Raw genomic sequence first — 23,646 nt, forward strand, 5'->3', positions numbered from 1 at the left:
AGACGGGCGCGCGGCCCGACGGCCTTATCCGAGCGCCGACTTCACCACGTCCGCCAGCCGCCCCGCGATGGCCCCGGCCTGCTCGATGTCGGCGGCCTCGACCATGACCCGCACCAGCGGCTCGGTCCCCGAGGGGCGCAGCAGCACCCGGCCGGTCGCGCCCAGCTCCTGCTCGGCCTGGGCCACCGCCGAGGCCAGCTCGGCCGAGGTGGTCACCCGGCTGCGGTCCACGTCGGGCACGTTGACCAGGACCTGCGGCAGCCGCTCCATGACTGAGGCCAGCTCGGCCAGCGGGCGGCCGGTCTCGGCGACCCGGGCGGCCAGCATCAGGCCGGTCAGGGTGCCGTCGCCGGTGGTGGCGTGGTCGAGGATGATGACGTGGCCGGACTGCTCGCCGCCCAGCGCGTAGCCGTGCTCCTTCATCTCCTCCAGGACGTACCGGTCGCCGACCGCCGTCTGGACCAGGGAGATGCCCTCGCGCTCCAGGGCCAGCTTGAAGCCGAGGTTGGACATGACGGTGGCCACCACGGTCTGCGAGCGCAGTCCGCCGTGCTCGCGCATCGACAGGGCCAGCACCGCGAGGATCTGGTCGCCGTCGATCTCCCGGCCCTCGGCGTCGACCGCCAGGCACCGGTCGGCGTCGCCGTCGTGGGCGATGCCCAGGTGGGCGCCGTGCTCGACCACGGCGGCGCGCAGCAGTTCCATGTGGGTGGAGCCGCAGCCGTCGTTGATGTTGAGGCCGTCGGGGTCGGCGCCGATGGTGACGACCTCGGCCCCGGCCCGGGCGAACGCCTCGGGCGAGACGCGAGCGGCGGCGCCGTGCGCCTCGTCCAGCACGATCTTCAGGCCGTCGAGGCGGTTGGGCAGCACCCCAATGAGGTGCGCGACGTACTGGTCGAAGCCCTCGTCGTAGTCGCGGACCCGGCCGACGCCCGCGCCGGTGGGCCGCTCCCAGGCGGCGCCGGTGCGGTGCTCCTCGTAGAGCGCCTCGATCCGGTCCTCCAGCTCGTCGGCGAGCTTGTGCCCGCCGCGGGCGAAGAACTTGATGCCGTTGTCGGGCATCGCGTTGTGGCTGGCGGAGAGCATCACACCCAGGTCCGCGCCGAGCGCGCCCGTGAGGTACGCCACCGCGGGCGTCGGCAGCACGCCGACCCGCAGCACGTCCACCCCGGCGCTGGCCAGGCCCGCGACGACCGCGGCCTCCAGGAACTCACCGGACGCCCGGGGATCCCGCCCCACCACGGCCACCTGCCGGTGACCGGTGCTCGCCGTGCCCGCCTCGGCGAGCACGTGCGCCGCCGCGACCGACAGGCCGAGCGCCAGCTCCGCCGTCAGATCCGCGTTGGCGACGCCGCGTACCCCGTCCGTGCCGAAGAGTCGTCCCACTGGTGTGTCCTCCGAACCTCAGGGCCCGCCGACCGCGCGCACGTACGACAAACGCGCGGATGCGCGAACGCGACGCGGGCATGCCGGGGCCCGTGCTCATGCTTCATACCGTTGTACGGCATACGGCTGCACGACCGGTGATCGCACGGCGCGTACAGCCCCGTATGCCCGAGATTCCCGGTCCGCACCCTCGTGGGGCACACGCGACCGGGCGCAGATAGACGTACGCCCCGGCGGCACAGCACGTGCCGCCGGGGCGAAGCGTCGCGAGAGCAGCGAGCGATTTAGCGCTTGCTGTACTGCGGGGCCTTGCGGGCCTTCTTGAGACCGGCCTTCTTGCGCTCGACCGCGCGGTCGTCACGCGTGAGGAAGCCGGCCTTCTTGAGGGCGCCGCGGTTGTTGTCCACGTCGGCCTCGTTCAGCGCGCGGGCCACGCCGAGGCGCAGGGCACCGGCCTGACCGGAGACGCCGCCACCCGAGATGCGGGCGATGACGTCGTAACGGCCTTCGAGCTCGAGCACCTTGAAGGGCTCGTTGACTTCCTGCTGGTGCACCTTGTTGGGGAAGTAGTCCTCAAGGGTGCGGCCGTTGATCTTCCACTTGCCGGTGCCCGGAACGATCCGGACGCGGGCGATGGCGTTCTTGCGGCGGCCCAGGCCGGCGGCCGGCTGGGGCTCACCGAAGCCGGACGCGAGGGACTCCGAGGTGTAGTCGCCCTCGGGGGTCTCGGACTCGGTGGTGTACTGCTCGATGTCGTCGAGGGGGAGCTCGGCGGTGGTCTCGGCCACGATTCTCCTCAGATTCGTTTCAGTCTTAGGGGTGTGGCCGGAACTACTGCGCGACCTGGGTGATCTCGAACGGCACCGGCTGCTGGGCAGCGTGCGGGTGCTGCTCGCCCGCGTAGACCTTCAGCTTCGAGAGCATCTGACGGCCCAGGGTGTTCTTCGGGAGCATGCCCTTGACGGCCTTCTCGACGGCCTTCTCGGGGTTCTTGTCCATCAGCTCGTCGTAGCGCACCGAGCGCAGACCGCCCGGGTAACCGGAGTGGCGGTACGCCATCTTCTGGGTGCGCTTGTTGCCCGAGAGGTGGATCTTGTCGGCGTTGATGATGACGACGAAGTCACCGGTGTCGACGTGGGGGGCGTAGATCGGCTTGTGCTTGCCCCGCAGGAGGGTGGCGGCAGTGGTCGCCAGACGGCCCAGGACAACGTCCCGGGCATCGATGACGTGCCACTGGCGGGTGACATCGCCGGGCTTGGGGCTGTACGTACGCACGGTTCGTAGCCTTCGCTTCTTCAGTGAGTGGGTCCTGACATGGCCACCACGGACGATCACGACAGCCCTGGCCGCACATCGGTGACGCATCCGAGTGCTTGCCGCTGGTCATCGGCCCGGTGGGACCGGTGTAAGGGCCCCTCACGTGAGAATGAGCAAGCCAATACACATAACGAACACGCACGATACCCGCGTTTCCCCGAACGGGTCAAAACGCGAGTGCGCACGCGGCGGACCCGAAGATCCGGACCGCGAGCCGAGGCGTATCCGCCCCTCCACCATAACCAACCCCGGCCGTAGGATGCGGGCCATGAGCTATGGGCAGGGGGGCCCTCCGTGGGGCCAGGGGGACAGGGGCCCGCAGGGGCAGCAGCCGTACGGGCAGCAGCGGCCGGCCACGCCGGACTGGGAGGCGCTCGCCTCGGCCTCCGAGGCGCGGGGTCGTAAGCGCCGCTGGACGCTGATCGGGGGCGGCGCGGTCGCCACGGTCGCGGTGGCCGCGCTGGTCGCGACCCTGGTGGTGCGCGCCAACAGCGACGACCCGAAGGCGTCCGACCCGATCGGCGGGGTCTCCAGCTCCTCGGCGCTGCCCGAGGACACCACGGCCCCGGCCCCGTCCTTCTCCGAGGTGGCCCCGCCTCCGCCGCCGGACCCCAAGGACTTCGTCTCCAGCGCCGAGAAGGACAAGGCCCCGCTGACGGCCCTCTCGCTCTACCCGGGCAGGAAGCTCACCGTCGGCGATCGCGTGTACGCCAAGGGCGCGCTCCACCGCACCACCAAGTGCGCGAGCGGCACCCAGGGCGCGCTGGGCCAGGTCCTCACCAAGAACGGCTGCGAGCAGCTGATCCGCGCCACCTACCGGCGCGACGGGGTCGCGGTCACCGTGGGCGTCGCCACCTTCAAGACGGCCGACGTGGCCGCCCGGGTGAAGGAGGAGACCAGCGGCAACGTCGCCTCGCTGGCCGGCGAGGGCGTCCCCACCTTCTGCCGCACCACGGTCTGCCGCTCCACCGCCAACGCCTACGGCCGGTACGTCTACTTCACCGTCGGCGGCTTCACCAACGGCGACAACGTCACCAAGCAGGACCGGGCCGTCTTCACCACCGGCGACGACGTGGCGGAGTTCACCCTGCGCCAGATCCACCGCCGCGGCGTCGCCCAGGCCTCCCAGGCGGCCGCCGCGCAGTGAGCCCGGCCGCTCAGCCGCAGCAGGCGGTGTTGGGCAGGGTCCGCTTGTTGCGGGCCTCCCGGTTGCGGGCCGCCAGCAGCTCGTCGGCCGGGTAGCCGACCTCCTCCAGGGTCAGCCCGTGCGGCCGCACCACGTGCACCGCGGAGTCCCGCACCCCGGCCGCCAGCACCTTCCCGGGCCATTCCACGGGCCGGTGGCCGTCGCCCACGAAGAGCAGCGCGCCGACCAGCGAGCGCACCATGTTGTGGCAGAACGCGTCGGCCCGCACGGTCGCCGTGACGATCCCGTCCCGGTCCCGCTCCCAGCTCAGCTCCTGGAGGGTGCGGATAGTTGTCGCCCCCTCCCGCCGCTTGCAGTACGCGGCGAAGTCGTGCTCGCCGAGGAGCGCCACGGAGGCCGCGTTCATCGCCTCCACGTCGAGCGTCCAGTCGTGCCACAGCACGTGCCCGCGCAGCAGCGGGTCGACCCCGCCGGGGTGGTCGGTGACCCGGTACGCGTACCGCCGCCAGACCGCCGAGAACCGCGCGTCGAACCCGGCCGGGGCCTCGGCCACCCGCCAGATCCGCACATCGTGCGGCAGCCGCCCGGCGAGCCGCCGCAGCAGCTTCTCCCGGTGCTCCTCCCAGACCGCCGCCGGCAGGTCCACGTGGGCCACCTGCCCCCGCGCGTGCACTCCTGAGTCGGTCCGCCCGGCCACCGTCAGCTCGTACGTCCGCTCCCCCGACCGCGTCACGGTCCGCAGGGCGTCCTCGATCTCGCCCTGCACGGTCCGCCGGCCGGCGGCCTGCTTGGCCCAGCCGGAGAAGTCCCGCCCGTCGTAACTGAGGTCCAGCCGCACCCGGACGTGCCCGTCCTCGGGCCCGTCCCGCCGCACCGTGTACTCCACCTGCTCGCTCACCCGCGCATCCTTCTCTCCACCGTCCCGGTACGGCGGCGGGCCCGCACCCCCGAGGGGATACGGGCCCGCACACACGCGTACGACCGGCTCAGGCGTCCTTCGCCTCGTCGTCCTTGGCCTCGGCAGCGGCCTCGGGCGCCTCGGTGGCGGCCTGGTCCTTGCCGGCGGCGTCTTCCTTGACCGCGCGCTTGGTCGCGGCCTCGGCCTCACCGGTGGCCTCCTGGGCCACGGTCAGGGCCTCCACCAGCTCGATGACGGCCATGGGAGCGTTGTCGCCACGGCGGTTACCGACCTTGGTGATCCGGGTGTAGCCACCCGGGCGGTTCTCGTAACGGGGGCCGATCTCGGTGAAGAGCGTGTGGACGACGCTCTTGTCCGTGATGACCTGGAGAACCTGGCGGCGGTTGTGAAGGTCGCCCTTCTTCGCCTTGGTGACCAGACGCTCGGCGTAGGGACGCAGACGGCGCGCCTTCGCCTCGGTCGTCTTGATCCGGCCGTGCTCGAACAGCGAGCGCGCGAGGTTCGCGAGCATGAGCCGCTCGTGCGCGGCGCTGCCGCCCAGACGGGCACCCTTGGTGGGCTTCGGCATGGTCTTTCTCCTTGTGATCTGCACCGGCCGTATCAGGTACCGATGACAGTGTCCGCACGAACTTGTGTCCGCCGGAGTCTCGACCCGAACGACTCCAAAGAGCCACCCGGACCCCTCAACCGCCCCAGACCGACTGCAGCCTGTCCGACGGACCCAACTGAGCCCGTCCGACGAACCCAACTAAGCCAGTCCGACGGACCCAACTAAGCCCGTCCGGCGATTGAGGACATCTTTTCAACCGGCCACGCACCCGAGGAATCCCCCGGAAGCCCGGCCAAACTCAGCCCGTCCGGCGCTTGAGGACAATTTCAAGCCCGTCCGGCGCTTGAGGACACCCGAGCCCCGGCAGGGGCAAGCCCGAAGGCCCACCCCTGCCGAGCGGAACCTCAGTACTGCTCGGTCTCCACGAACCCGGCGTCCGCGTCGTCGTCGGCGCCGAAGGCGTCAGCCGCGGCGGTCGGGTCGAATCCGGGCGGGCTGTCCTTGAGCGCCAGCGACATCCCGGCGAGCTTCGCCTTGACCTCGTCGATCGACTTCGCACCGAAGTTCCGGATGTCGAGCAGATCGGCCTCGGAGCGGGCGACGAGCTCACCCACGGAGTGGATGCCCTCACGCTTGAGGCAGTTGTAGGAGCGGACGGTCAGCTCCAGCTCCTCGATCGGCAGCGCCAGGTCGGCCGCGAGCGCGGCGTCCGTCGGCGAGGGGCCCATGTCGATGCCCTCGGCGTCGACGTTGAGCTCACGGGCCAGACCGAACAGCTCGACCAGGGTCTTGCCCGCGGAGGCCATGGCGTCACGCGGACGCATCGCCTGCTTGGTCTCGACGTCGACGATGAGCTTGTCGAAGTCGGTCCGCTGCTCGACTCGGGTCGCCTCGACCTTGTAGGTGACCTTGAGGACGGGCGAGTAGATCGAGTCGACCGGAACCCGGCCGATCTCCTGGCCCGCCTGCTTGTTCTGGACGGCGGAGACGTAGCCGCGACCGCGCTCGACGGTCAGCTCCATCTCCAGCTTGCCCTTGGCGTTCAGCGTGGCGAGCACCAGGTCGGGGTTGTGCACCTCGACACCGGCCGGGGGCGCGATGTCGGCGGCGGTGACCAGACCCGGGCCCTGCTTGCGCAGGTACATCACGACCGGCTCGTCGTGCTCCGAGGAGACGACCAGCTGCTTGATGTTGAGGATCAGGTCGGTGACGTCCTCCTTGACGCCCGGCACGGTGGTGAACTCGTGCAGGACACCGTCGATGCGGATGGACGTGACCGCCGCACCCGGGATCGAGGAGAGCAGCGTGCGCCGCAGGGAGTTGCCGAGGGTGTAGCCGAAGCCCGGCTCCAGCGGCTCGATCACGAACCGGGAGCGGAATTCGTCGACGACCTCTTCGGTCAACGAGGGACGCTGAGCGATCAGCATGCTTTCTGTTCCTTCAGTCAGGGGCGCCCGCTATTTGACGCCCGACCCGCCGGGCGGTGAGCCCGGCATTGACACTGCTCAAGGGTACGGGCGGTACGGCCGAATCGGCCGTACCGCCCGGAAACCCACAGCCGGCCGGGGCTCACGCCCCGGCGGTCCGATCAAACGCGGCGGCGCTTGGGGGGACGGCAGCCGTTGTGCGGGGTGGGGGTGACGTCCTGGATCGAGCCGACCTCCAGGCCGGTGGCCTGGAGCGAGCGGATCGCGGTCTCACGGCCGGAGCCGGGACCCTTGACGAAGACGTCGACCTTGCGCATGCCGTGCTCCTGCGCGCGGCGGGCGGCCGACTCGGCGGCCATCTGCGCGGCGAAGGGGGTGGACTTGCGCGAGCCCTTGAAGCCGACGTGGCCGGCGGAGGCCCAGGAGATCACGTTGCCCGTGGGGTCGGTGATCGAGACGATCGTGTTGTTGAACGTGCTCTTGATGTGCGCGTGGCCGTGAGCGACGTTCTTCTTTTCCTTGCGGCGCACCTTCTTGGCAGCGCCCTGACGTCCCTTGGGGGGCATGTCTTATCTCCAGTGGGAGGTGGTCGGTCCTACAGCGAAGACCGCTGACGAGCGTCCGCTGCGGACTACTTCTTGCCCGGCTTCTTCTTACCGGCGATGGCGCGACGCGGGCCCTTGCGGGTGCGGGCGTTGGTGCTGGTGCGCTGGCCGTGGACGGGCAGGCCACGGCGGTGACGCAGACCCTGGTAGCAGCCGATCTCGACCTTGCGGCGGATGTCGGCCTGGATCTCGCGACGGAGGTCACCCTCGGTCTTGATGTTGTTGTCCACGTACTCGCGGATCTTGACCAGGTCCTCTTCGGACAGGTCGCGAACGCGGGCGTTGGGGTCGACGCCGGTGGCCTCCAGCGTCTGCTGCGAAAGGGTCCGGCCGATGCCGAACACGTAGGTGAGGGCGACCTCCACACGCTTTTCGCGCGGGATGTCGACACCGGAAACGCGTGCCATCTAATGGCTCCAGTTGTCTGTCGGAGGTCTGCCGCAGTGCCGCTCCCGACCGCCGATCCACCGGGGCGGACGGAGCCGCCGAGGGGCATGGAACGGAACGGGTCCCCGGCCTCCGACCGGGGGTACCGCCCTTCTCACGTGTTCAGGACACGGGAAGAGGCGGGCACTGCGTTTGGTGATACTGCTGTGCGTCGCGCGTGATCTGCGAGAGCAGGTGTGCGTCAGCCCTGGCGCTGCTTGTGGCGCGGGTTGTCGCAGATGATCATGACCCGGCCGTGACGGCGGATCACCCTGCACTTGTCGCAGATCTTCTTGACGCTCGGCTTGACCTTCATGGTGAGGTTCTCCGGGTCAGGTGCCGGCCACCACCCCGGGGAAGGGGCGGCGAGCGGGCAAGATCTACTTGTACCGGTAGACGATCCGGCCACGCGTCAGGTCGTACGGAGACAGCTCCACCACGACCCGGTCGTCAGGGAGGATACGGATGTAGTGCATACGCATCTTGCCGCTGATGTGTGCCAGGACCTGGTGGCCGTTCTGGAGCTCAACCTTGAACATGGCGTTCGGAAGAGACTCGACGACAGTGCCCTCGATCTCGATGGCACCTTGCTTCTTGGCCACGCTTCGCCCTTCGAATCGACTACCTTGACCGGCTCCGTGTCCCTTGCACATCCATACGGACATACGGGTGCACGAGAGCCGACGCGTCAGTCTACGCCAGGGCTCCCGCAAAAGGCGAATCGAGGAACAATGCCCCGATGCGCTGATCCTTATGCGTCCCGGCCGCAGACCGTCGCAGGACCCGCCCGGACGGACGAATCCGCCGGCCCACGCGCCCCACGGGACGCGCACGCCGGACATCTCTGGATCAGGCCGCCGGGTCCGGGGCCGTGGTGATGCCGAACTCGGCCAGCTTCGCCTTGCCGCCGTCCTCGGCGGTCAGCACCAGCGGGCCCTGCTCGGTGAGGGCCACCGAGTGCTCCCAGTGCGAGGACCAGGTCCCGTCGGTGGTGATCACCGTCCAGTCGTCCTCCAGCACCTCGGTCTTCGGTGTGCCGAGGCTCACCATCGGCTCGATCGCCAGGCAGAAGCCCGGGACCAGCTTCGGGCCCTTGCCCCGGCGCCGCTCGACGTAGTTCAGCAGGTGCGGGTCCATGTGCATCTCGGTGCCGATGCCGTGGCCGCCGTAGTCCTCGACGATCCCGTACTTGCCGCCGCCCGGCTTCGGCTGCCGGCGGATGTACGTCTCGATGGCGCGGGAGATGTCGACCAGCCGGTTGCCCTGCTTCATCGCGGCGATCCCGGCCCACATCGACTCCTCGGTCACCCGGGACAGCTCGACCAGCTCCGGAGCGTGGCCGGAGCCGACGAAGGCGGTGTACGCGGCGTCGCCGTGCCAGCCGTCGACGATCGCGCCGCAGTCGATGGAGATGATGTCGCCGTCGGCCAGGACCGTCTTCTCGTCCGGGATGCCGTGCACCACGACCTCGTTGACCGAGGTGCAGATGGTCGCCGGGAAGCCGCCGTAGCCGAGGAAGTTGGAGCGGGCCCCGTGCTCCTCCAGCACCTTGCGGGCCACCTGGTCCAGGTCCTGGGTGGTGGCGCCGGGCACGGCCGCCTCTCGCGTGGCACGGTGGATGGCGGCCACGACCAGCCCGGCCTCACGCATCTTGGCGATCTGCTCGGGACTCTTGATCTGCACCACGGGACTTGAACCTCCTGATTGTGGGCGGGATTCACCGCCGGCCTCGGTACCGGCCGCGGGACGCACCGTCCTCCAGTCTGCCGGACGCGCGACGGCCGCGGGCCCCTGGCGGGGACCGCGGCCGTCGAGGCGCGTACGCGCTATGTCACTTCTGGTCGGCGCCGAGGGCCGCCATCGCGCGGGCGGTGACCTCGTCGACCTTGCCGAGCGCGGAGATCGTCACCACGAGGCCCTGGGCCTTGTAGTGGTCGATGATCGGCTCGGTCTCGTTGTGGTAGACCTCGAGCCGCTTGCGGACGGTCTCCTCCTTGTCGTCCGCGCGCTGGTACAGCTCGCCGCCGCAGACGTCGCAGACGCCCTCGGTCTCGGGCTTGCTGTACTCCACGTGGAAGACGTGGCTGGAGTCGTTGCGGCAGATGCGGCGGCCGGCGATGCGCTTGACCACCTCGTCCTCGGGGACCTCCAGATCCAGGACCGCGTCGAGCGCGACACCCTGTGCCTTGAGGGACTCGTCCAGCGCCTTGGCCTGCGACACGTTCCGGGGGAAGCCGTCGAGGAGGAAGCCGTTCTCGGCGTCCGGCTGGGCCATGCGGTCCTCCGCCATGCCGATGGTCACCTCGTCGGGGACGAGGTTGCCGGCATCCATGTAGGACTTGGCCTGCTTGCCCAGTTCTGTGCCCTGGCTGATGTTGGCGCGGAACAAGTCACCCGTGGAGATGTGCGGGATCGACAGGTTCTTGGCGAGGAACGCGGCCTGCGTTCCCTTGCCGGCACCAGGCGGTCCGACGAGGACGATTCGCATCAGCGGAGGAACCCTTCGTAATTGCGCTGCTGAAGCTGGCTCTCGATCTGCTTCACGGTCTCCAGACCCACACCCACGATGATCAGGATGCTCGTCCCGCCGAACGGGAAGTTCTGGTTGGCCCCGAAGCCGGCCAACGCCATCGTCGGCACCAGTGCGATCAGCCCCAGATACAGCGAACCCGGCCAGGTGATCCGGTTGAGTACGTAACTCAGATACTCAGCGGTCGGTCGGCCAGCCCGGATGCCCGGGATGAACCCACCATACTTCTTCATGTTGTCGGCGACTTCTTCGGGGTTGAAGGAGATGGCCACGTAGAAGAACGCGAAGAACACGATGAGGAAGAAGTACAGGATCACGTGGGCCGTCGCGCCCGTGTCCGCCAGGTTGTTGTTGATCCATTGGGCCCAACCCGCCTGGGAGTTGGAGAACTGGACGATCAACGCGGGGATGTAGAGCAGCGACGAGGCGAAGATGACCGGGATCACACCGGCCTGGTTCACCTTCAGCGGGATGTAGGTCGACGTACCGCCGTAGGAACGGCGGCCGATCATCCGCTTCGCGTACTGGACGGGGATGCGGCGCTGCGCCTGCTCGACGAAGACCACCAGGCCGACCATGGCGAGACCCACCAGGATCACGGTGCCGAACTCGATCCAGCCGCCGGCCAGGTCGCCCTGCTCCTTGATGGCCCACAGGGAGGCGGGGAAGCTCGCGGCGATCGAGATGAACATCAGGATCGACATGCCGTTGCCGATGCCACGGTCGGTGATGAGCTCACCGAGCCACATGACGAGGGCGGTACCGGCGGTCATGGTGAGGATCATGACGGCGGTCACGAAGATCGACTGGTCCGGCACGATCTCGCCGGCGACCGGGCAGCCCTGGAAGAGCGAGCCGCTGCGGGCGGTCGCCACCAGGCCGGTGCCCTGCAGGACGGCGAGCGCCACCGTCAGGTACCGGGTGTACTGCGTGATCTTCGCCTGGCCGGAGGAGCCCTCCTTCTTGAGGGCCTCCAGACGGGGGATGACCACGGTCAGCAGCTGGAGAATGATGCTCGCCGTGATGTAGGGCATGATGCCCAGGGCGAAGATCGTGATCTGGAGCAGCGCGCCACCGGAGAACATGTTCACCAGGCCGAAGAGGCCCTGGGTGGCGTTCGCCTGGTCCATGCAGATCTGGACGTTCTGGTAGCTCACGCCCGGGATCGGTACGTGCGCGCCGATCCGGTAGAGGACGATGATGCCGAGCGTGAAGAGCAGCTTCTTGCGCAGGTCGGGCGTCTTGAACGCCCGGGCGAACGCGGTGAGCACGGTGCCTCCTGCGACCCCCGCGCACGTGCGTCAGAGGTGACGGTCTTGAGGTTCGACGAATAGGGATCGGCGGATGAGCCGGGCGGCGGACCACTCGACCCCGGGGACGGGATGTCCCCTGATACAGCAACAGCGGACGCCACCTTACCGGCGAGAGCGCCCCCCTTGGAACGACCAACCGGGGATGCCCCATTTATGAGGCATCCCCGGTGGGTTACGTAACGGTCAACGAACTCAGACGAGCTCGGTGACGGTACCGCCCGCGGCGGTGATCTTCTCCTTGGCGGAGCCGGAGACGGCGTCGACCGTCACCTGCAGCGCCACGGAGACGTCGCCCTGGCCGAGCACCTTGACGAGGCTGTTCTTGCGAACGGCACCCTTGGCGACCAGACCCTCGACGGTGACCTCGCCACCCTCGGGGTACAGCTCGGCCAGCTTGTCGAGGTTCACGACCTGGAACTCGGTCTTGAACGGGTTCTTGAAGCCCTTGAGCTTCGGGAGACGCATGTGGAGGGGCATCTGCCCACCCTCGAAGCGCTCCGGAACCTGGTAACGGGCCTTGGTGCCCTTGGTGCCACGACCAGCGGTCTTACCCTTCGACGCCTCACCACGACCCACACGGGTCTTGGCGGTCTTGGCGCCCGGGGCAGGACGGAGGTTGTGGACCTTCAGCGGGTTCTGCTCCGCCATGTCAGTCGACCTCCTCGACCGTCACGAGGTGGCGGACGGTGTGCACCATGCCGCGGAACTCGGGGCGGTCCTCCTTGACAACCACGTCGTTGACCTTCTTGAGGCCGAGCGAACGCAGGGTGTCGCGGTGGTTCTGCTTGCTGCCGATGTACGACTTCTTCTGCGTGATCTTGAGCTGCGGCATTACGCACCCGCTCCCGCACGCGCACGCAGCAGGGCCGCGGGGGCCACGTCCTCGAGGGGCAGACCGCGGCGGGCCGCGATCTCCTCGGGACGCTGGAGGCCCTTGAGGGCCGCCACGGTGGCGTGCACGATGTTGATCGCGTTGTCGGAGCCCAGGGACTTCGACAGGATGTCGTGAACACCGGCGCACTCGAGGACGGCGCGCACGGGGCCACCGGCGATCACACCGGTACCGGGGGAAGCAGGCTTGAGCAGGACGACGCCCGCGGCCTTCTCGCCGGTGATGGGGTGCGGGATGGTGCCCTGGATACGGGGGACCTTGAAGAAGTGCTTCTTGGCCTCCTCAACACCCTTGGCGATGGCGGCCGGCACCTCCTTGGCCTTGCCGTAACCGACACCCACGGTGCCGTCCGCGTCGCCCACCACGACCAGCGCGGTGAAGCTGAAGCGACGACCACCCTTCACGACCTTGGCGACTCGGTTGATCGCGACGACACGCTCGACGTACGCGGTCTTCTCGGCAGCTGCGCCGCCGTCACGGCCCTTCCGGTCCCGCCGCTCGCCGCCACCGGCACCGCTTCCGCGGCGCTGGGGTCCAGCCATTGGATTTACCTCTCTCTGTTTCCGCTAGCTACGCAGCGACATTGAGTCGCTGTCCGCGACGGAGGCTCAGAACTTGAGCCCGGCTTCGCGGGCGGCGTCCGCCAGGGCGGCGATGCGCCCGGCGTACTTGTTGCCACCACGGTCGAACACGACAGCCTCGACACCCGCGGCCTTGGCACGCTCGGCGACGAGCGCGCCGACCTGCTTGGCGTGGGCGGACTTGTCGCCTTCGGCACCGCGGATGGACGTGTCCAGGGTGGACGCCGACGCCAGGGTGTGACCCTTGATGTCGTCGATCACCTGGGCGACCATGTGGCGGTTGGAACGCGTCACGACCAGGCGCGGGCGCACTTCGGTGCCCGAGACCTTCTTGCGGACGCGGATGTGGCGGCGCTTGATGGCAGCGGCCTTGTAGGCGTTGCCCTTAGCGATCTTCACACCGTATGCCATGGCTTACTTACCCGCCTTTCCGACCTTGCGGCGGATGACTTCGCCCTCGTACTTGACGCCCTTGGCCTTGTACGGGTCGGGCTTGCGCAGCTTGCGGATGTTGGCCGCAACCTCGCCGACCTTCTGCTTGTCGATGCCCTCGACCGAGAAACGGGTGGGGGACTCGACCTTGAAGGTGATGCCCTCGGGGGCCTCGACCAGGATCGGGTGGGAGTAGCCGAGAGAGAACTCCAGGTTGGAGCCCTTCGCGACCACGCGGTAACCGACACCGTTGATTTCGAGCTTCTTGACGTATCCCTGGGTCACACCGGTGATCATGTTCGCCACCAGCGTGCGGGACAGGCCGTGCAGAGCCCTGTTCTGACGCTCGTCGTTCGGGCGCGTCACCGAGAGGGTGCCGTCCTCGCCCTTAGCGATCTCGATCGGCGCGACGATGGTGTGCGCGAGGGTGCCCTTGGGACCCTTCACGCCGACCGTGCGGCCATCGATGGTGACGTCCACGCCGGCGGGAACCGTGATGGGAAGCTTGCCAATACGCGACATGAGCTTTTCCTCCGTTCCCGACTACCAGACGTAGGCGAGGACTTCCCCACCCACGCCCTTCTTCTGCGCCTGCTGGCCGGTCAGGAGGCCGTGCGACGTGGAGATGATCGCCACGCCGAGACCGCCGAGGACCTTCGGCAGGTTGGTGGACTTCGCGTAGACCCGGAGACCGGGCTTGGAGATCCGCTTGATGCCCGCGATGGAGCGCTCACGGTTCGGACCGAACTTCAGCTCGAGGACGAGGTTCTTGCCGACCTCGGCGTCCTCGGTCTTCCAGCCCGTGATGAAGCCCTCCTGCTGGAGGATCTCCGCGATGTGCGACTTGATCTTGCTGTGCGGCATCACGACGGAGTCGTGGTACGCCGAGTTGGCGTTACGCAGACGCGTAAGCATGTCTGCGATCGGATCAGTCATGGTCATGAATCGGCCTTCGGCCTTTCTCGCCGGGGTTTCCTGTATGCGCCATCCCTCTCCCCGATCCGGGACGGGACGGGTGCGGCGCGGGGACCTGCGGCGTAGTAAGCGTCATATGCGGACTGCTCAGTGGTGAGCGTCCGCGGGCTGTCCAGGGCGGCGGACGGCCAACCTCTCCAGCCTAAGCCATCGGAGGAAGATCGTCCGCCGCCTGGTTGCTTACCAGAGGCCCGGTGAATCCCTGAAGCGGGATCTACCAGGAGCTCTTGGTCACGCCCGGCAGCTCGCCGCGGTGAGCCATCTCACGAAGGCACACACGGCACAGGCCGAACTTGCGGTAGACAGAGTGCGGACGGCCGCACCGCTGGCAGCGGGTGTAGCCGCGCACGCCGAACTTCGGCTTGCGAGCGGCCTTTGCGATGAGAGCCTTCTTCGCCACGGCTCACGCCTCCTTGAACGGGAAGCCGAGGTGACGAAGGAGCGCACGGCCCTCAGCGTCGTTGGTCGCCGTGGTGACCACGGTGATGTCCATACCCCGGACGCGGTCGATCTTGTCCTGGTCGATCTCGTGGAACATGACCTGCTCCGTGAGACCGAAGGTGTAGTTGCCACGGCCGTCGAACTGCTTGGGGGACAGGCCGCGGAAGTCGCGGATGCGCGGGAGCGCCAGCGACAGGGTGCGGTCCAGGAACTCCCACATGCGGTCGCCGCGCAGGGTCACGTGGGCACCGATCGGCTGACCCTCACGCAGCTTGAACTGCGCGATGGACTTCCGGGCCTTGGTGACGGCCGGCTTCTGGCCGGTGATCGTGGTGAGGTCGCGGATGGCGCCCTCGATCAGCTTGGAGTCGCGGGCGGCGTCGCCCACACCCATGTTGACCACGATCTTGGTCAGGCCGGGCACCTGCATGACGTTCTCGTACTTGAACTCGTCACGCAGCTTGCCCGCGATCTCCTCGCGGTACTTCAGCTTCAGACGGGGTGCAGTGGTGGTCGTCATCAGATGTCCTCACCGGTCCGCTTGGCAACGCGGATCTTGTTGCCGTCCTCGTCGAAGCGGTACCCGACGCGGGTGACGACCTTGTTGCCGTCCTTCTCCACGACGAGCGACACGTTGCTCACGTGGACCGGGGCTTCGGTGGTCACGATCCCGCCGGCCTGCGATGCGCGGCCCGGCTGGTTCGCCTTGGTGTGCTTCTTGACCCGGTTGACACCCTCGACCAGGACGCGCTCCTCGCGCGGGAAAGCGGCAATGACCTTGCCCTGCTTGCCCTTGTCCTTACCGGTGATGACCTGGACCAGGTCGCCCTTCTTGATCTTCATGCTTACAGCACCTCCGGCGCGAGCGAGATGATCTTCATGAACTTCTTCTCGCGCAGCTCACGGCCGACCGGGCCGAAGATACGGGTGCCGCGGGGGTCGCCGTCGTTCTTCAGAATGACGGCGGCGTTCTCGTCGAAGCGGATGTACGAGCCATCCGCGCGACGGCGCTCCTTGACGGTGCGAACGATGACGGCCTTGACGACGTCACCCTTCTTCACATTGCCGCCCGGGATCGCGTCCTTGACGGTGGCGACGATGACATCACCGATGCCCGCGTAGCGGCGGCCCGAGCCACCGAGAACGCGGATGGTGAGGATCTCCTTCGCACCCGTGTTGTCGGCGACGCGAAGTCGCGACTCCTGCTGGATCACGTCTATCTCCTGATCGTCTGCCGGTTCCCGGCAGGGGAGGAACCCCGTGGGGCCGCTCCCCTGCCGAGCCTGGCGGAACTGGTCCGAGAGTTACCCCTCGGAGGGATGCTCTTGCCTGTAGTCCCGGAAGGGATTACTTGGCCTTCTCGAGGATCTCGACGATGCGCCAGCGCTTGGTGGCGGACAGCGGCCGGGTCTCCATCAGGAGGACACGGTCGCCGACGCCGGCAGCGTTCTGCTCGTCGTGGGCCTTGAGCTTGTTCGTACGGCGGATGACCTTGCCGTACAGGGCGTGCTTGACGCGGTCCTCGACGGCGACGACGACGGTCTTGTCCATCTTGTCGCTGACCACCAGACCCTCGCGGGTCTTGCGGAAGCCGCGGGCGTCCTTGGTCTCTTCAGTCACGTTGCTCTCGCTCATCAGGCGCTCTCCACCGTCTCGATGCCCAGCTCGCGCTCGCGCATCAGGGTGTAGATCCGGGCGATGTCCTTACGGACGGCCTTCAGCCGACCGTGGTTCTCGAGCTGACCCGTCGCCGCCTGGAAGCGGAGCTTGAACAGCTCGTCCTTGGCCTCGCGGAGCTTCGCCAGAAGCTCCTCGTTGCCCAGCTCGCGCAGCTCGGACGCCTTGGTACCGGCCGACATCACGACTCACCTGCCTCGCGCCGAACAATCCGGCACTTCATCGGAAGCTTGTGAGCAGCGCGGGTAAGCGCCTCACGCGCAATCTTCTCGTTCGGGTAGGACAGCTCGAACATCACCCGGCCCGGCTTGACGTTCGCGATCCACCACTCGGGGGAACCCTTACCGGAACCCATGCGGGTCTCGGCGGGCTTCTTCGTGAGCGGACGGTCCGGGTAGATGTTGATCCAGACCTTGCCGCCACGCTTGATGTGGCGGGTCATCGCGATACGAGCGGCCTCGATCTGGCGGTTCGTCACGTAGGCGGGGGTGACCGCCTGGATGCCGTACTCGCCGAACGCGACCTCGGTACCGCCCTTGGCCATACCGTTCCGCTTGGGGTGGTGCTGCTTGCGGTGCTTGACCCTACGGGGGATCAGCATGACCCTCAGGCCTCCGTTCCGGTGCTCTCAGCCGGAGCGGCAGCGGCGGGCGCTTCGGCCTTGGGGGCCTCGGCAGCCGGCGCGGACTGCTGCTGCGGCTTACGACCGCGACGCTCGCCACCACGGCCACGGGCCGGGCGGTCGTTGCCGCCGCCACGGGCCGGGCGGTTGCCGGCGCGGGCCGCGGCGTTCTCGGCGCGAACCTCGGCGATGTTCTTGACGTCGCCCTTGTAGATCCAGACCTTCACGCCGATGCGGCCGAAGGTCGTCTTGGCCTCGAAGAAGCCGTAGTCCACGTTGGCGCGGAGCGTGTGCAGGGGCACACGGCCCTCGCGGTAGAACTCCGAACGGGACATCTCGGCGCCGCCGAGACGACCGCCGCACTGGATCTTGATGCCCTTGGCGCCGGCCTTCATCGACGACTGCATGCTCTTACGCATGGCGCGACGGAAGGAGACGCGGGAGGACAGCTGCTCGGCGACGGCCTGGGCCACCAGCTGAGCGTCGGTCTCGGGGTTCTTGACCTCGAGGATGTTCAGCTGCACCTGCTTGCCGGTGAGCTTCTCCAGCTCGCCGCGGATGCGGTCGGCCTCGGCGCCGCGGCGGCCGATGACGATGCCCGGACGCGCGGTGTGGATGTCAACGCGGACGCGGTCGCGGGTGCGCTCGATCTCCACCTTGGAGATACCGGCCCGCTCCATGCCCTTCGTCATCATGCGACGAATGGCGACGTCTTCCTTGACGTAGTCCTTGTACAGCTTGTCGGCGTACCAACGCGACTTGAAGTCGGTCGTGACACCGAGCCGGAACCCGTGCGGGTTTACCTTCTGGCCCATTACCGGGTTCCTTCCTTGCTGCTGACGACCACGGTGATGTGGCTGGTCCGCTTACGGATCCGGTAGGCACGGCCCTGGGCGCGCGGCCGGAACCGCTTCAGGGTCGGGCCCTCGTCCACGTACGCCTCGCTGATGACCAGCGAAGAGGCGTCGGTGTGGTCGTAGTTGTGCGCGGCGTTGGCGATGGCGCTGTCCAGCACCTTGCCGACCGGCACGCTCGCGGCCTGCGGGGCGAAACGCAGGACCGCCTGAGCCTCCGTGGCGTCCATGCCACGGATGAGGTCCACCACGCGGCGGGCCTTCATGGGCGTGACGCGGATGTACCGCGCCTGGGCCCTGGCTTCCATGGTTGTCCCTTCGGTGTTAGTCATAAGTCGTTTCCACCCCGCCTTTAGCGGCGCTTCGACTTCCGGTCGTCCTTGACGTGGCCGCGGAAGGTGCGAGTCGGCGAGAACTCGCCGAGCTTGTGGCCGACCATCGACTCGGTGACGAACACCGGGATGTGGGTCTTGCCGTTGTGCACCGCGATCGTGTGGCCCAGCATGGCCGGGACGATCATCGAGCGACGGGACCAGGTCTTGATGACGTTCTTGGTGCCGGCTTCGTTCTGGACATCCACCTTCTTGATCAGGTGGTCGTCGACGAAGGGCCCCTTCTTGAGACTACGCGGCATCTAAACCCGCTCCTAGCGCTTCTTGTTCGTCTTGCGGCGGCGGACGATGTACTTGTTGCTCGCCTTCTTGGGAGAACGCGTACGACCCTCCTTCTGACCCCAGGGGGAGACCGGGTGGCGACCACCGCTGGTCTTGCCCTCACCACCACCGTGGGGGTGGTCAACCGGGTTCATCGCCACACCGCGAACGGTCGGGCGGACGCCCAGCCAGCGCTTACGGCCGGCCTTGCCCCAGTTGATGTTCGACTGCTCGGCGTTGCCGACCTCGCCGATGGTGGCGCGGCAGCGGACGTCGACCAGACGGATCTCGCCGGACGGCATACGAAGGTGGGCCATGGCCCCTTCCTTCGCGAGCAGCTGCACGGAGGCACCCGCGGAACGGGCGAACTTCGCGCCGCCGCCGGGCCGCAGCTCGATGGCGTGGATGGTCGTACCGACCGGAATGTTGCGGAGCGCCAGGTTGTTGCCGGGCTTGATGTCCGCGCCGGGACCGTTCTCGATCCGGTCGCCCTGCGACAGGTTGCGGGGGGCGAGGATGTAGCGCTTCTCGCCGTCCGCGTAGTGCAGCAGCGCGATACGCGCGGTGCGGTTGGGGTCGTACTCGATGTGCGCGACCTTCGCCGGCACGCCGTCCTTGTCGTGACGACGGAAGTCGATCACGCGGTAGGCGCGCTTGTGTCCGCCACCCTGGTGGCGAACGGTCACACGACCGGTGTTGTTACGGCCGCCCTTGCTGTGCAGCGGGCGGACCAGCGACTTCTCCGGCGTGGACCGCGTGACCTCGACGAAGTCGGCGACGCTGGAACCACGACGGCCCGGAGTCGTCGGCTTGTACTTGCGGATACCCATTTCTCAGTCCTCGTCCGATATCGGACCAGGGCGCTCCGTTAGGAGGCCTGGCCGAAGATGTCGATACGGTCGCCCTCGGCGAGGGTCACGATCGCGCGCTTGGTGTCGGCACGCTTGCCGAAACCGGTGCGGGTCCGCTTGCGCTTCCCCTGGCGGTTGATCGTGTTCACCCCGGTGACCTTGACCTCGAAGACCGCCTGGACGGCTTCCTTGATCTGGGTCTTGTTGGCGTTGGGCGCGACGATGAACGTGTACTTGTTCTCGTCGAGGAGCGCGTAGCTCTTTTCCGAGACGACCGGCTTGACGAGAACGTCACGGGGGTCCGTGAAGCTCTTGCTCAGCGGAGTCTCGACGGTGTTCTTGCCCTCCGCGGCGTGCCGCTTCGTCTTGGCGACGCGGGCGGCCTTGGCGGCCTTGGCCGCCTTGGGGGCAATGCTCGGGTGACGCGTGGCCATCAGGCGTCGCTCCCTTCGGTCTCGTTGGCGGCCTTGGGGCCGGACACGAAGGACTCGAAGGCGGCCTGGGTGAAGACCACGTCGTCCGAGACGAGCACGTCGTACGTGTTCAGCTGGCCCGGGTCCAGGATGTGCACCTGGGGCAGGTTGCGTGCGGAGAGCAGCGCGGCCTCGTCGGAACGCTCGATGACCAGGAGCACGTTCTTGCGCTCGCTGATCTTGCCGAGCAGGCCCTTGGCGGCCTTCGTGGAGACCTCGCCCTCGACCACGCCGGTGACGACGTGGATGCGGTCGTGGCGGGCCCGGTCCGAGAGGGCACCGCGCAGGGCGGCGGCCTTCATCTTCTTCGGGGTCCGCTGCGAGTAGTCACGCGGCACGGGGCCGTGGACGACGCCACCGCCGGCGAACTGCGGAGCGCGGGTCGAGCCCTGACGGGCGCGGCCGGTGCCCTTCTGGCGGTACGGCTTGCGGCCACCGCCGCGAACCTCGCCACGCGACTTGGTCTTGTGCGTGCCCTGTCGGGCAGCGGCCAGCTGTGCGACGACGACCTGGTGGATCAGCGGAACGCTGGTCTTCGCGTCGAAGATCTCCGCGGGGAGCTCGACGGTCCCGGCCTTGTCGCCTGCCGGCGAAAGGATGTCAATGGTGCTCATCGTTACCTCAGGCCCCCTTGGCCGCGGTACGGACCAGGACGAGGCCGCCGTTCGGACCGGGGACGGCGCCCTTGATGAGGAGCAGTCCCTTCTCCGCGTCAACGGCGTGGACGGTCAGGTTCTGGGTGGTGACCCGCTCGTTGCCCATGCGGCCCGCCATGCGGAGGCCCTTGAACACACGGCCCGGGGTGGCGCAGCCACCGATGGAGCCGGGCGAGCGGTGCTTGCGCTGGGTGCCGTGACCGGCGCCGAGGCCCTTGAAGTTGTGACGCTTCATGACACCGGCGAAGCCCTTGCCCTTGCTCTTGCCGGTCACGTCGACCTTGAGGCCCGCCTCGAAGGTGTCGGCGTTCAGCTCCTGGCCGAGGGTGTACTCGCTGGCGTCAGCGGTACGGATCTCGACGAGGTGACGGCGAGGGGTGACGTCGGCCTTGGCGAAGTGACCCTTGAGGGGCTTGTTCACCTTGCGCGGGTCGATCTCACCGAAGGCGATCTGCACGGCCTCGTAGCCGTCGGTGTCATTGGTGCGGACCTGGGTCACGACATTGGCACCGGCCTTGACGACGGTCACCGGGACGACCCGGTTGTTCTCGTCCCAGACCTGAGTCATGCCGAGCTTCTCGCCCAGGATGCCCTTAATCTGCTTAGCCATCTCTAGCGCGCCTCTCAGAGCTTGATCTCGATGTCGACGCCGGCCGGAAGGTCGAGTCGCATCAGAGAGTCAACGGTCTTGGGCGTCGGGTCGAGGATGTCGATGAGGCGCTTGTGGGTGCGCATCTCGAAGTGCTCGCGAGAGTCCTTGTACTTGTGCGGCGACTTGATGACGCAGTACACGTTCTTCTCAGTGGGCAGCGGCACCGGGCCTGCGACCGACGCACCAGTGCGGGTCACCGTCTCGACGATCTTCTTCGCCGAAGAGTCGATGACCTCGTGGTCGTAGGCCTTGAGCCGGATGCGGATCTTCTGTCCCGCCATGGCTACTTGGTAGTCCTGTCTCTCGTAACGCTCTGGGACCCGGGGTCCGGTCTCTCTCTCCGACCCACGCGGTCGGGTGTGTCGCCTTCCCGCCCGTACGAAATTTCCTCGCGGAATCCCATCTGGGGGGCTGCGTTCCACACCGTGGCCACGCGGTTCGGTGAAGCCACACCTTGCGATGTGGTGACCACCGGGCGCCTGGCTGGTACCCCGCACACGCTTCCCGGAAGATTCCCGTACGTCCGCCACAGCGCTGCCTTCGGCGAACCTGGGGCAGTTGAGGCGACGAGTACTGTGGGACTCGCTTCCAGTCCTCCCGGCGGGAGGCGCGCGGCATCGGCACTCAACCGAGCAACCCGGACAGTCTGCCACACGTGCCCCGCATAGAGCCAATCGAGCCGAGAAGCTTACCCCCGGCCTTCCCGCCGTCAAACGCGGACGCGGCCGAACGAGGGCGGGACACCCTTCGGGGACCTTCCGCACGGGCGTTCCCTTACTCCCCCATCAGGGTGAACGCACCCGTTCGGAGCTCCCTGGCATGTGCCGGAGTCATATGTTGCTGCCCCGATGATCAGACCGGCCGCTTGTCCGCCGGTCCCGAGGCAGGAGCACTCATGGTCAGCTCGCCCCACGAGGCGATGCACCGCGTCTTCCAGGACCATCCCGGCCTGTTCAGCCGGGTCGGCCCGGCACTCGGCGTGGACTTCCCCGCGTACACCTCGTTCGACGTCATGCCCACCGACCTCACCGAGCTCCAGCCCGTGGAGCGCCGGGTCGACACCCTCTTACGCTTCGACACCGAGCGCGACGGCTCGTTCCTGCTCGCCGTCGAGGCCCAGGGCAGGAAGGACCCCGCCAAGCTCGCGAGCTGGGCCTACTACCTCGGGTACCTGAACTCCAAGCACGAGGTCCCGCCCGTCCTGCTCGTCGTCTGCCAGGACCGCGCGACCGCGCGATGGGCCTCCCAGCCGATCCGGATCGGGCCGGCGGCATGGACCTCGTTCGCCGTCTTCCCTCTGGTCGCGGGCCCGCACAACCTGCCAGTGATCACCGATCCGGCAGAGGCCGCGGAGGACCTCGCCCTGGCAGTCCTGGCCGCCGTCACCCACGCGAAGGAACCGGACGTCGGTGCCATACTGAAAGCCCTGTCCGCAGCGTTGCGCGACGTCCCGGAGGACGTGGCCGACCCCCTGACCGAACTCACCGCGCAAGGGCTCGGGAAGCTCCCGGCCGCCGATCTGTGGAGGAACCTGATGGCCGTGGATCTCTCGTTCTACAAGTCGCCGATCAGCCAGGAGATCCGGGCGGAAGGGGAAGCGCGGGCGCTGCTCCTGGTGCTCCGGGGACGCGGCTTCGACGTTCCCAGTGAGACGGAACAAACGATCTCCGCCTGCCGTGACAGGGCAGCGCTCGAGCGGTGGCTGAGCCGCGCCGGTACTGCCGCGAACCTGGACGAGGTCTTCGCCGACGACTGACCTCGGCCGGCGAGGGGCCCGCAGCACGAACGCCGTGCCGCGGGCCCTCGCCGTACGCGCGGAGGCTAGACGCTCGCGGGGCTGCGTACCTGGTCGGTCCCGGGGACCGGCTCGCCCGGGTCCGTACCGAGCGTGACCACGTGGTTCTGGGCGTCGACGTGGACGACGGCCGGGACCAGGGAACGGGCCTCGGCGTCGTCGACCTGGGCGTAGCTGATGAGGATGACCAGGTCGCCGGGGTGGACGAGGTGGGCGGCGGCGCCGTTGACGCCGATGACGCCGGAGCCGCGTTCGCCCTCGATGACGTACGTCTCCAGCCGGGCCCCGTTGGTGATGTCGACGATGTGGACCAGCTCGCCGGGGAGCAGGTCGGCGGCGTCCATCAGGTCGCGGTCGACGGTCACGGAGCCGACGTAGTGCAGGTCGGCGTGGGTGACGGTGGCACGGTGGATCTTGGACTTGAACATGGTGCGCAACATGCGGGTGCACTCCTGAGGGAAGGGGTCGCGCC

The 23,646-nt window shown here is 68.1% G+C and carries 37 protein-coding genes; 2 read left to right on the forward strand and 35 right to left on the reverse strand.

The features are described from left to right. Positions 1–24: 24 nt before the first annotated feature. From glmM to rplM, 3 genes are all read right to left on the reverse strand, one after another. Positions 25–1,386, reverse strand: a complete 1,362-nt coding sequence (glmM, locus tag IF45_RS0101440; RefSeq protein WP_010638815.1) for a phosphoglucosamine mutase — start codon at positions 1,384–1,386, stop codon at positions 25–27. 284 nt (positions 1,387–1,670) lie between these two features. Continuing rightward, complete coding sequence (gene rpsI / locus IF45_RS0101445) at positions 1,671–2,174, reverse strand: 30S ribosomal protein S9 (RefSeq protein ID WP_008407256.1); 504 nt, start codon at positions 2,172–2,174, stop codon at positions 1,671–1,673. Between the two features lie 43 nt (positions 2,175–2,217). After that, positions 2,218–2,661: a 50S ribosomal protein L13 gene (rplM, locus tag IF45_RS0101450; RefSeq protein ID WP_003948612.1), complete on the reverse strand. Its 444-nt coding sequence runs from the start codon at positions 2,659–2,661 to the stop codon at positions 2,218–2,220. A 310-nt stretch (positions 2,662–2,971) separates the two neighbouring features. Here rplM and IF45_RS0101455 point away from each other — a divergent pair, with 310 nt between their 5' ends. Further along, entirely contained in the window at positions 2,972–3,850 is an 879-nt protein-coding gene (locus tag IF45_RS0101455) for a hypothetical protein (protein ID WP_010638819.1), read from the forward strand. A 10-nt stretch (positions 3,851–3,860) separates the two neighbouring features. On the opposite strand, the gene truA is transcribed toward IF45_RS0101455, so the two are convergent. The 31 genes from truA to rpsJ form a co-directional block, all read right to left on the reverse strand. Continuing rightward, positions 3,861–4,748: a tRNA pseudouridine(38-40) synthase TruA gene (gene truA / locus IF45_RS0101460; RefSeq protein WP_015507724.1), complete on the reverse strand. Its 888-nt coding sequence runs from the start codon at positions 4,746–4,748 to the stop codon at positions 3,861–3,863. Positions 4,749–4,836: 88 nt separating this feature from the next. Next, positions 4,837–5,337, reverse strand: coding sequence for a 50S ribosomal protein L17 (rplQ, locus tag IF45_RS0101465; RefSeq protein ID WP_003948615.1), 501 nt, complete (start codon positions 5,335–5,337; stop codon positions 4,837–4,839). 386 nt (positions 5,338–5,723) lie between these two features. Next, a complete protein-coding gene (locus tag IF45_RS0101470; RefSeq protein ID WP_003948616.1) occupies positions 5,724–6,746 on the reverse strand; it encodes a DNA-directed RNA polymerase subunit alpha in 1,023 nt (340 codons plus the stop codon). 161 nt (positions 6,747–6,907) lie between these two features. Continuing rightward, on the reverse strand, positions 6,908–7,312 hold the full coding sequence (gene rpsK / locus IF45_RS0101475) for a 30S ribosomal protein S11 (protein ID WP_003948617.1): 405 nt from the start codon (positions 7,310–7,312) through the stop codon (positions 6,908–6,910). Positions 7,313–7,377: 65 nt separating this feature from the next. After that, positions 7,378–7,758, reverse strand: a complete 381-nt coding sequence (rpsM, locus tag IF45_RS0101480; protein WP_003948618.1) for a 30S ribosomal protein S13 — start codon at positions 7,756–7,758, stop codon at positions 7,378–7,380. 221 nt (positions 7,759–7,979) lie between these two features. Continuing rightward, positions 7,980–8,093 (reverse strand): 50S ribosomal protein L36, encoded by a 114-nt coding sequence (gene rpmJ, locus IF45_RS0101485; RefSeq protein WP_003948619.1) that lies wholly within the window; start codon positions 8,091–8,093, stop codon positions 7,980–7,982. Between the two features lie 64 nt (positions 8,094–8,157). Beyond that, positions 8,158–8,379 (reverse strand): translation initiation factor IF-1, encoded by a 222-nt coding sequence (gene infA / locus IF45_RS0101490; protein ID WP_003948620.1) that lies wholly within the window; start codon positions 8,377–8,379, stop codon positions 8,158–8,160. A gap of 247 nt (positions 8,380–8,626) precedes the next feature. Next, the gene (gene map / locus IF45_RS0101495; RefSeq protein WP_003948621.1) at positions 8,627–9,463 is read right to left on the reverse strand and encodes a type I methionyl aminopeptidase; all 837 of its coding nucleotides are present in this window, start codon (positions 9,461–9,463) and stop codon (positions 8,627–8,629) included. A gap of 145 nt (positions 9,464–9,608) precedes the next feature. Continuing rightward, complete coding sequence (locus IF45_RS0101500; RefSeq protein WP_003948622.1) at positions 9,609–10,265, reverse strand: adenylate kinase; 657 nt, start codon at positions 10,263–10,265, stop codon at positions 9,609–9,611. Next, complete coding sequence (gene secY / locus IF45_RS0101505) at positions 10,265–11,578, reverse strand: preprotein translocase subunit SecY (protein WP_003948623.1); 1,314 nt, start codon at positions 11,576–11,578, stop codon at positions 10,265–10,267. Before secY ends, IF45_RS0101500 begins: the two co-directional genes overlap by 1 nt. A gap of 234 nt (positions 11,579–11,812) precedes the next feature. Continuing rightward, the gene (rplO, locus tag IF45_RS0101510) at positions 11,813–12,268 is read right to left on the reverse strand and encodes a 50S ribosomal protein L15 (protein ID WP_003948624.1); all 456 of its coding nucleotides are present in this window, start codon (positions 12,266–12,268) and stop codon (positions 11,813–11,815) included. Between the two features lies 1 nt (position 12,269). After that, positions 12,270–12,452: a 50S ribosomal protein L30 gene (gene rpmD, locus IF45_RS0101515; RefSeq protein ID WP_003948625.1), complete on the reverse strand. Its 183-nt coding sequence runs from the start codon at positions 12,450–12,452 to the stop codon at positions 12,270–12,272. Further along, on the reverse strand, positions 12,452–13,054 hold the full coding sequence (gene rpsE / locus IF45_RS0101520; RefSeq protein ID WP_003948626.1) for a 30S ribosomal protein S5: 603 nt from the start codon (positions 13,052–13,054) through the stop codon (positions 12,452–12,454). Before rpsE ends, rpmD begins: the two co-directional genes overlap by 1 nt. Before the next feature lie 66 nt (positions 13,055–13,120). Further along, positions 13,121–13,504: a 50S ribosomal protein L18 gene (gene rplR / locus IF45_RS0101525; protein ID WP_003948627.1), complete on the reverse strand. Its 384-nt coding sequence runs from the start codon at positions 13,502–13,504 to the stop codon at positions 13,121–13,123. A gap of 3 nt (positions 13,505–13,507) precedes the next feature. Next, a complete protein-coding gene (rplF, locus tag IF45_RS0101530; protein ID WP_003948628.1) occupies positions 13,508–14,047 on the reverse strand; it encodes a 50S ribosomal protein L6 in 540 nt (179 codons plus the stop codon). A gap of 21 nt (positions 14,048–14,068) precedes the next feature. Further along, positions 14,069–14,467 (reverse strand): 30S ribosomal protein S8, encoded by a 399-nt coding sequence (rpsH, locus tag IF45_RS0101535; protein WP_003948629.1) that lies wholly within the window; start codon positions 14,465–14,467, stop codon positions 14,069–14,071. A gap of 247 nt (positions 14,468–14,714) precedes the next feature. Beyond that, positions 14,715–14,900, reverse strand: a complete 186-nt coding sequence (locus IF45_RS0101540; protein WP_003948630.1) for a type Z 30S ribosomal protein S14 — start codon at positions 14,898–14,900, stop codon at positions 14,715–14,717. A gap of 3 nt (positions 14,901–14,903) precedes the next feature. Next, positions 14,904–15,461 (reverse strand): 50S ribosomal protein L5, encoded by a 558-nt coding sequence (rplE, locus tag IF45_RS0101545; protein WP_003948631.1) that lies wholly within the window; start codon positions 15,459–15,461, stop codon positions 14,904–14,906. Beyond that, positions 15,461–15,784, reverse strand: coding sequence for a 50S ribosomal protein L24 (gene rplX / locus IF45_RS0101550; RefSeq protein ID WP_003948632.1), 324 nt, complete (start codon positions 15,782–15,784; stop codon positions 15,461–15,463). The genes rplE and rplX overlap by 1 nt, the downstream gene beginning before the upstream one ends. Positions 15,785–15,786: 2 nt before the next feature. Beyond that, a complete protein-coding gene (rplN, locus tag IF45_RS0101555; RefSeq protein ID WP_003948633.1) occupies positions 15,787–16,155 on the reverse strand; it encodes a 50S ribosomal protein L14 in 369 nt (122 codons plus the stop codon). A 133-nt stretch (positions 16,156–16,288) separates the two neighbouring features. Further along, entirely contained in the window at positions 16,289–16,576 is a 288-nt protein-coding gene (gene rpsQ, locus IF45_RS0101560; protein WP_003948634.1) for a 30S ribosomal protein S17, read from the reverse strand. Then, a complete protein-coding gene (gene rpmC, locus IF45_RS0101565; protein ID WP_003948635.1) occupies positions 16,576–16,800 on the reverse strand; it encodes a 50S ribosomal protein L29 in 225 nt (74 codons plus the stop codon). The genes rpsQ and rpmC overlap by 1 nt, the downstream gene beginning before the upstream one ends. Then, a complete protein-coding gene (gene rplP, locus IF45_RS0101570) occupies positions 16,800–17,219 on the reverse strand; it encodes a 50S ribosomal protein L16 (protein ID WP_003948636.1) in 420 nt (139 codons plus the stop codon). Before rplP ends, rpmC begins: the two co-directional genes overlap by 1 nt. A gap of 5 nt (positions 17,220–17,224) precedes the next feature. After that, on the reverse strand, positions 17,225–18,055 hold the full coding sequence (rpsC, locus tag IF45_RS0101575) for a 30S ribosomal protein S3 (protein ID WP_003948637.1): 831 nt from the start codon (positions 18,053–18,055) through the stop codon (positions 17,225–17,227). Next, positions 18,055–18,402 (reverse strand): 50S ribosomal protein L22, encoded by a 348-nt coding sequence (rplV, locus tag IF45_RS0101580; protein WP_004571827.1) that lies wholly within the window; start codon positions 18,400–18,402, stop codon positions 18,055–18,057. The genes rpsC and rplV overlap by 1 nt, the downstream gene beginning before the upstream one ends. Before the next feature lie 44 nt (positions 18,403–18,446). Then, positions 18,447–18,728 (reverse strand): 30S ribosomal protein S19, encoded by a 282-nt coding sequence (gene rpsS / locus IF45_RS0101585; RefSeq protein ID WP_003948639.1) that lies wholly within the window; start codon positions 18,726–18,728, stop codon positions 18,447–18,449. A gap of 12 nt (positions 18,729–18,740) precedes the next feature. Beyond that, entirely contained in the window at positions 18,741–19,577 is an 837-nt protein-coding gene (gene rplB, locus IF45_RS0101590) for a 50S ribosomal protein L2 (RefSeq protein WP_003948640.1), read from the reverse strand. 38 nt (positions 19,578–19,615) lie between these two features. After that, positions 19,616–20,032, reverse strand: coding sequence for a 50S ribosomal protein L23 (gene rplW / locus IF45_RS0101595; RefSeq protein ID WP_030304981.1), 417 nt, complete (start codon positions 20,030–20,032; stop codon positions 19,616–19,618). Further along, positions 20,032–20,685: a 50S ribosomal protein L4 gene (gene rplD / locus IF45_RS0101600; protein ID WP_030304983.1), complete on the reverse strand. Its 654-nt coding sequence runs from the start codon at positions 20,683–20,685 to the stop codon at positions 20,032–20,034. The genes rplW and rplD overlap by 1 nt, the downstream gene beginning before the upstream one ends. A 7-nt stretch (positions 20,686–20,692) precedes the next feature. Then, on the reverse strand, positions 20,693–21,337 hold the full coding sequence (gene rplC, locus IF45_RS0101605) for a 50S ribosomal protein L3 (protein WP_003948643.1): 645 nt from the start codon (positions 21,335–21,337) through the stop codon (positions 20,693–20,695). 14 nt (positions 21,338–21,351) lie between these two features. Then, positions 21,352–21,660: a 30S ribosomal protein S10 gene (gene rpsJ, locus IF45_RS0101610; RefSeq protein WP_003948644.1), complete on the reverse strand. Its 309-nt coding sequence runs from the start codon at positions 21,658–21,660 to the stop codon at positions 21,352–21,354. Between the two features lie 614 nt (positions 21,661–22,274). Between rpsJ and IF45_RS0101615 the strand changes: the two genes are divergently transcribed. Beyond that, entirely contained in the window at positions 22,275–23,135 is an 861-nt protein-coding gene (locus IF45_RS0101615) for a hypothetical protein (RefSeq protein WP_008407182.1), read from the forward strand. 65 nt (positions 23,136–23,200) lie between these two features. Here IF45_RS0101615 and panD read toward each other — a convergent pair whose 3' ends face one another. Further along, entirely contained in the window at positions 23,201–23,614 is a 414-nt protein-coding gene (gene panD, locus IF45_RS0101620) for an aspartate 1-decarboxylase (RefSeq protein ID WP_018468509.1), read from the reverse strand. Between the last annotated feature and the right edge of the window lie 32 nt (positions 23,615–23,646).

The sequence above is a fragment of the Streptomyces albidoflavus genome (assembly GCF_000719955.1).
Lineage (GTDB): Bacteria > Actinomycetota > Actinomycetes > Streptomycetales > Streptomycetaceae > Streptomyces > Streptomyces albidoflavus.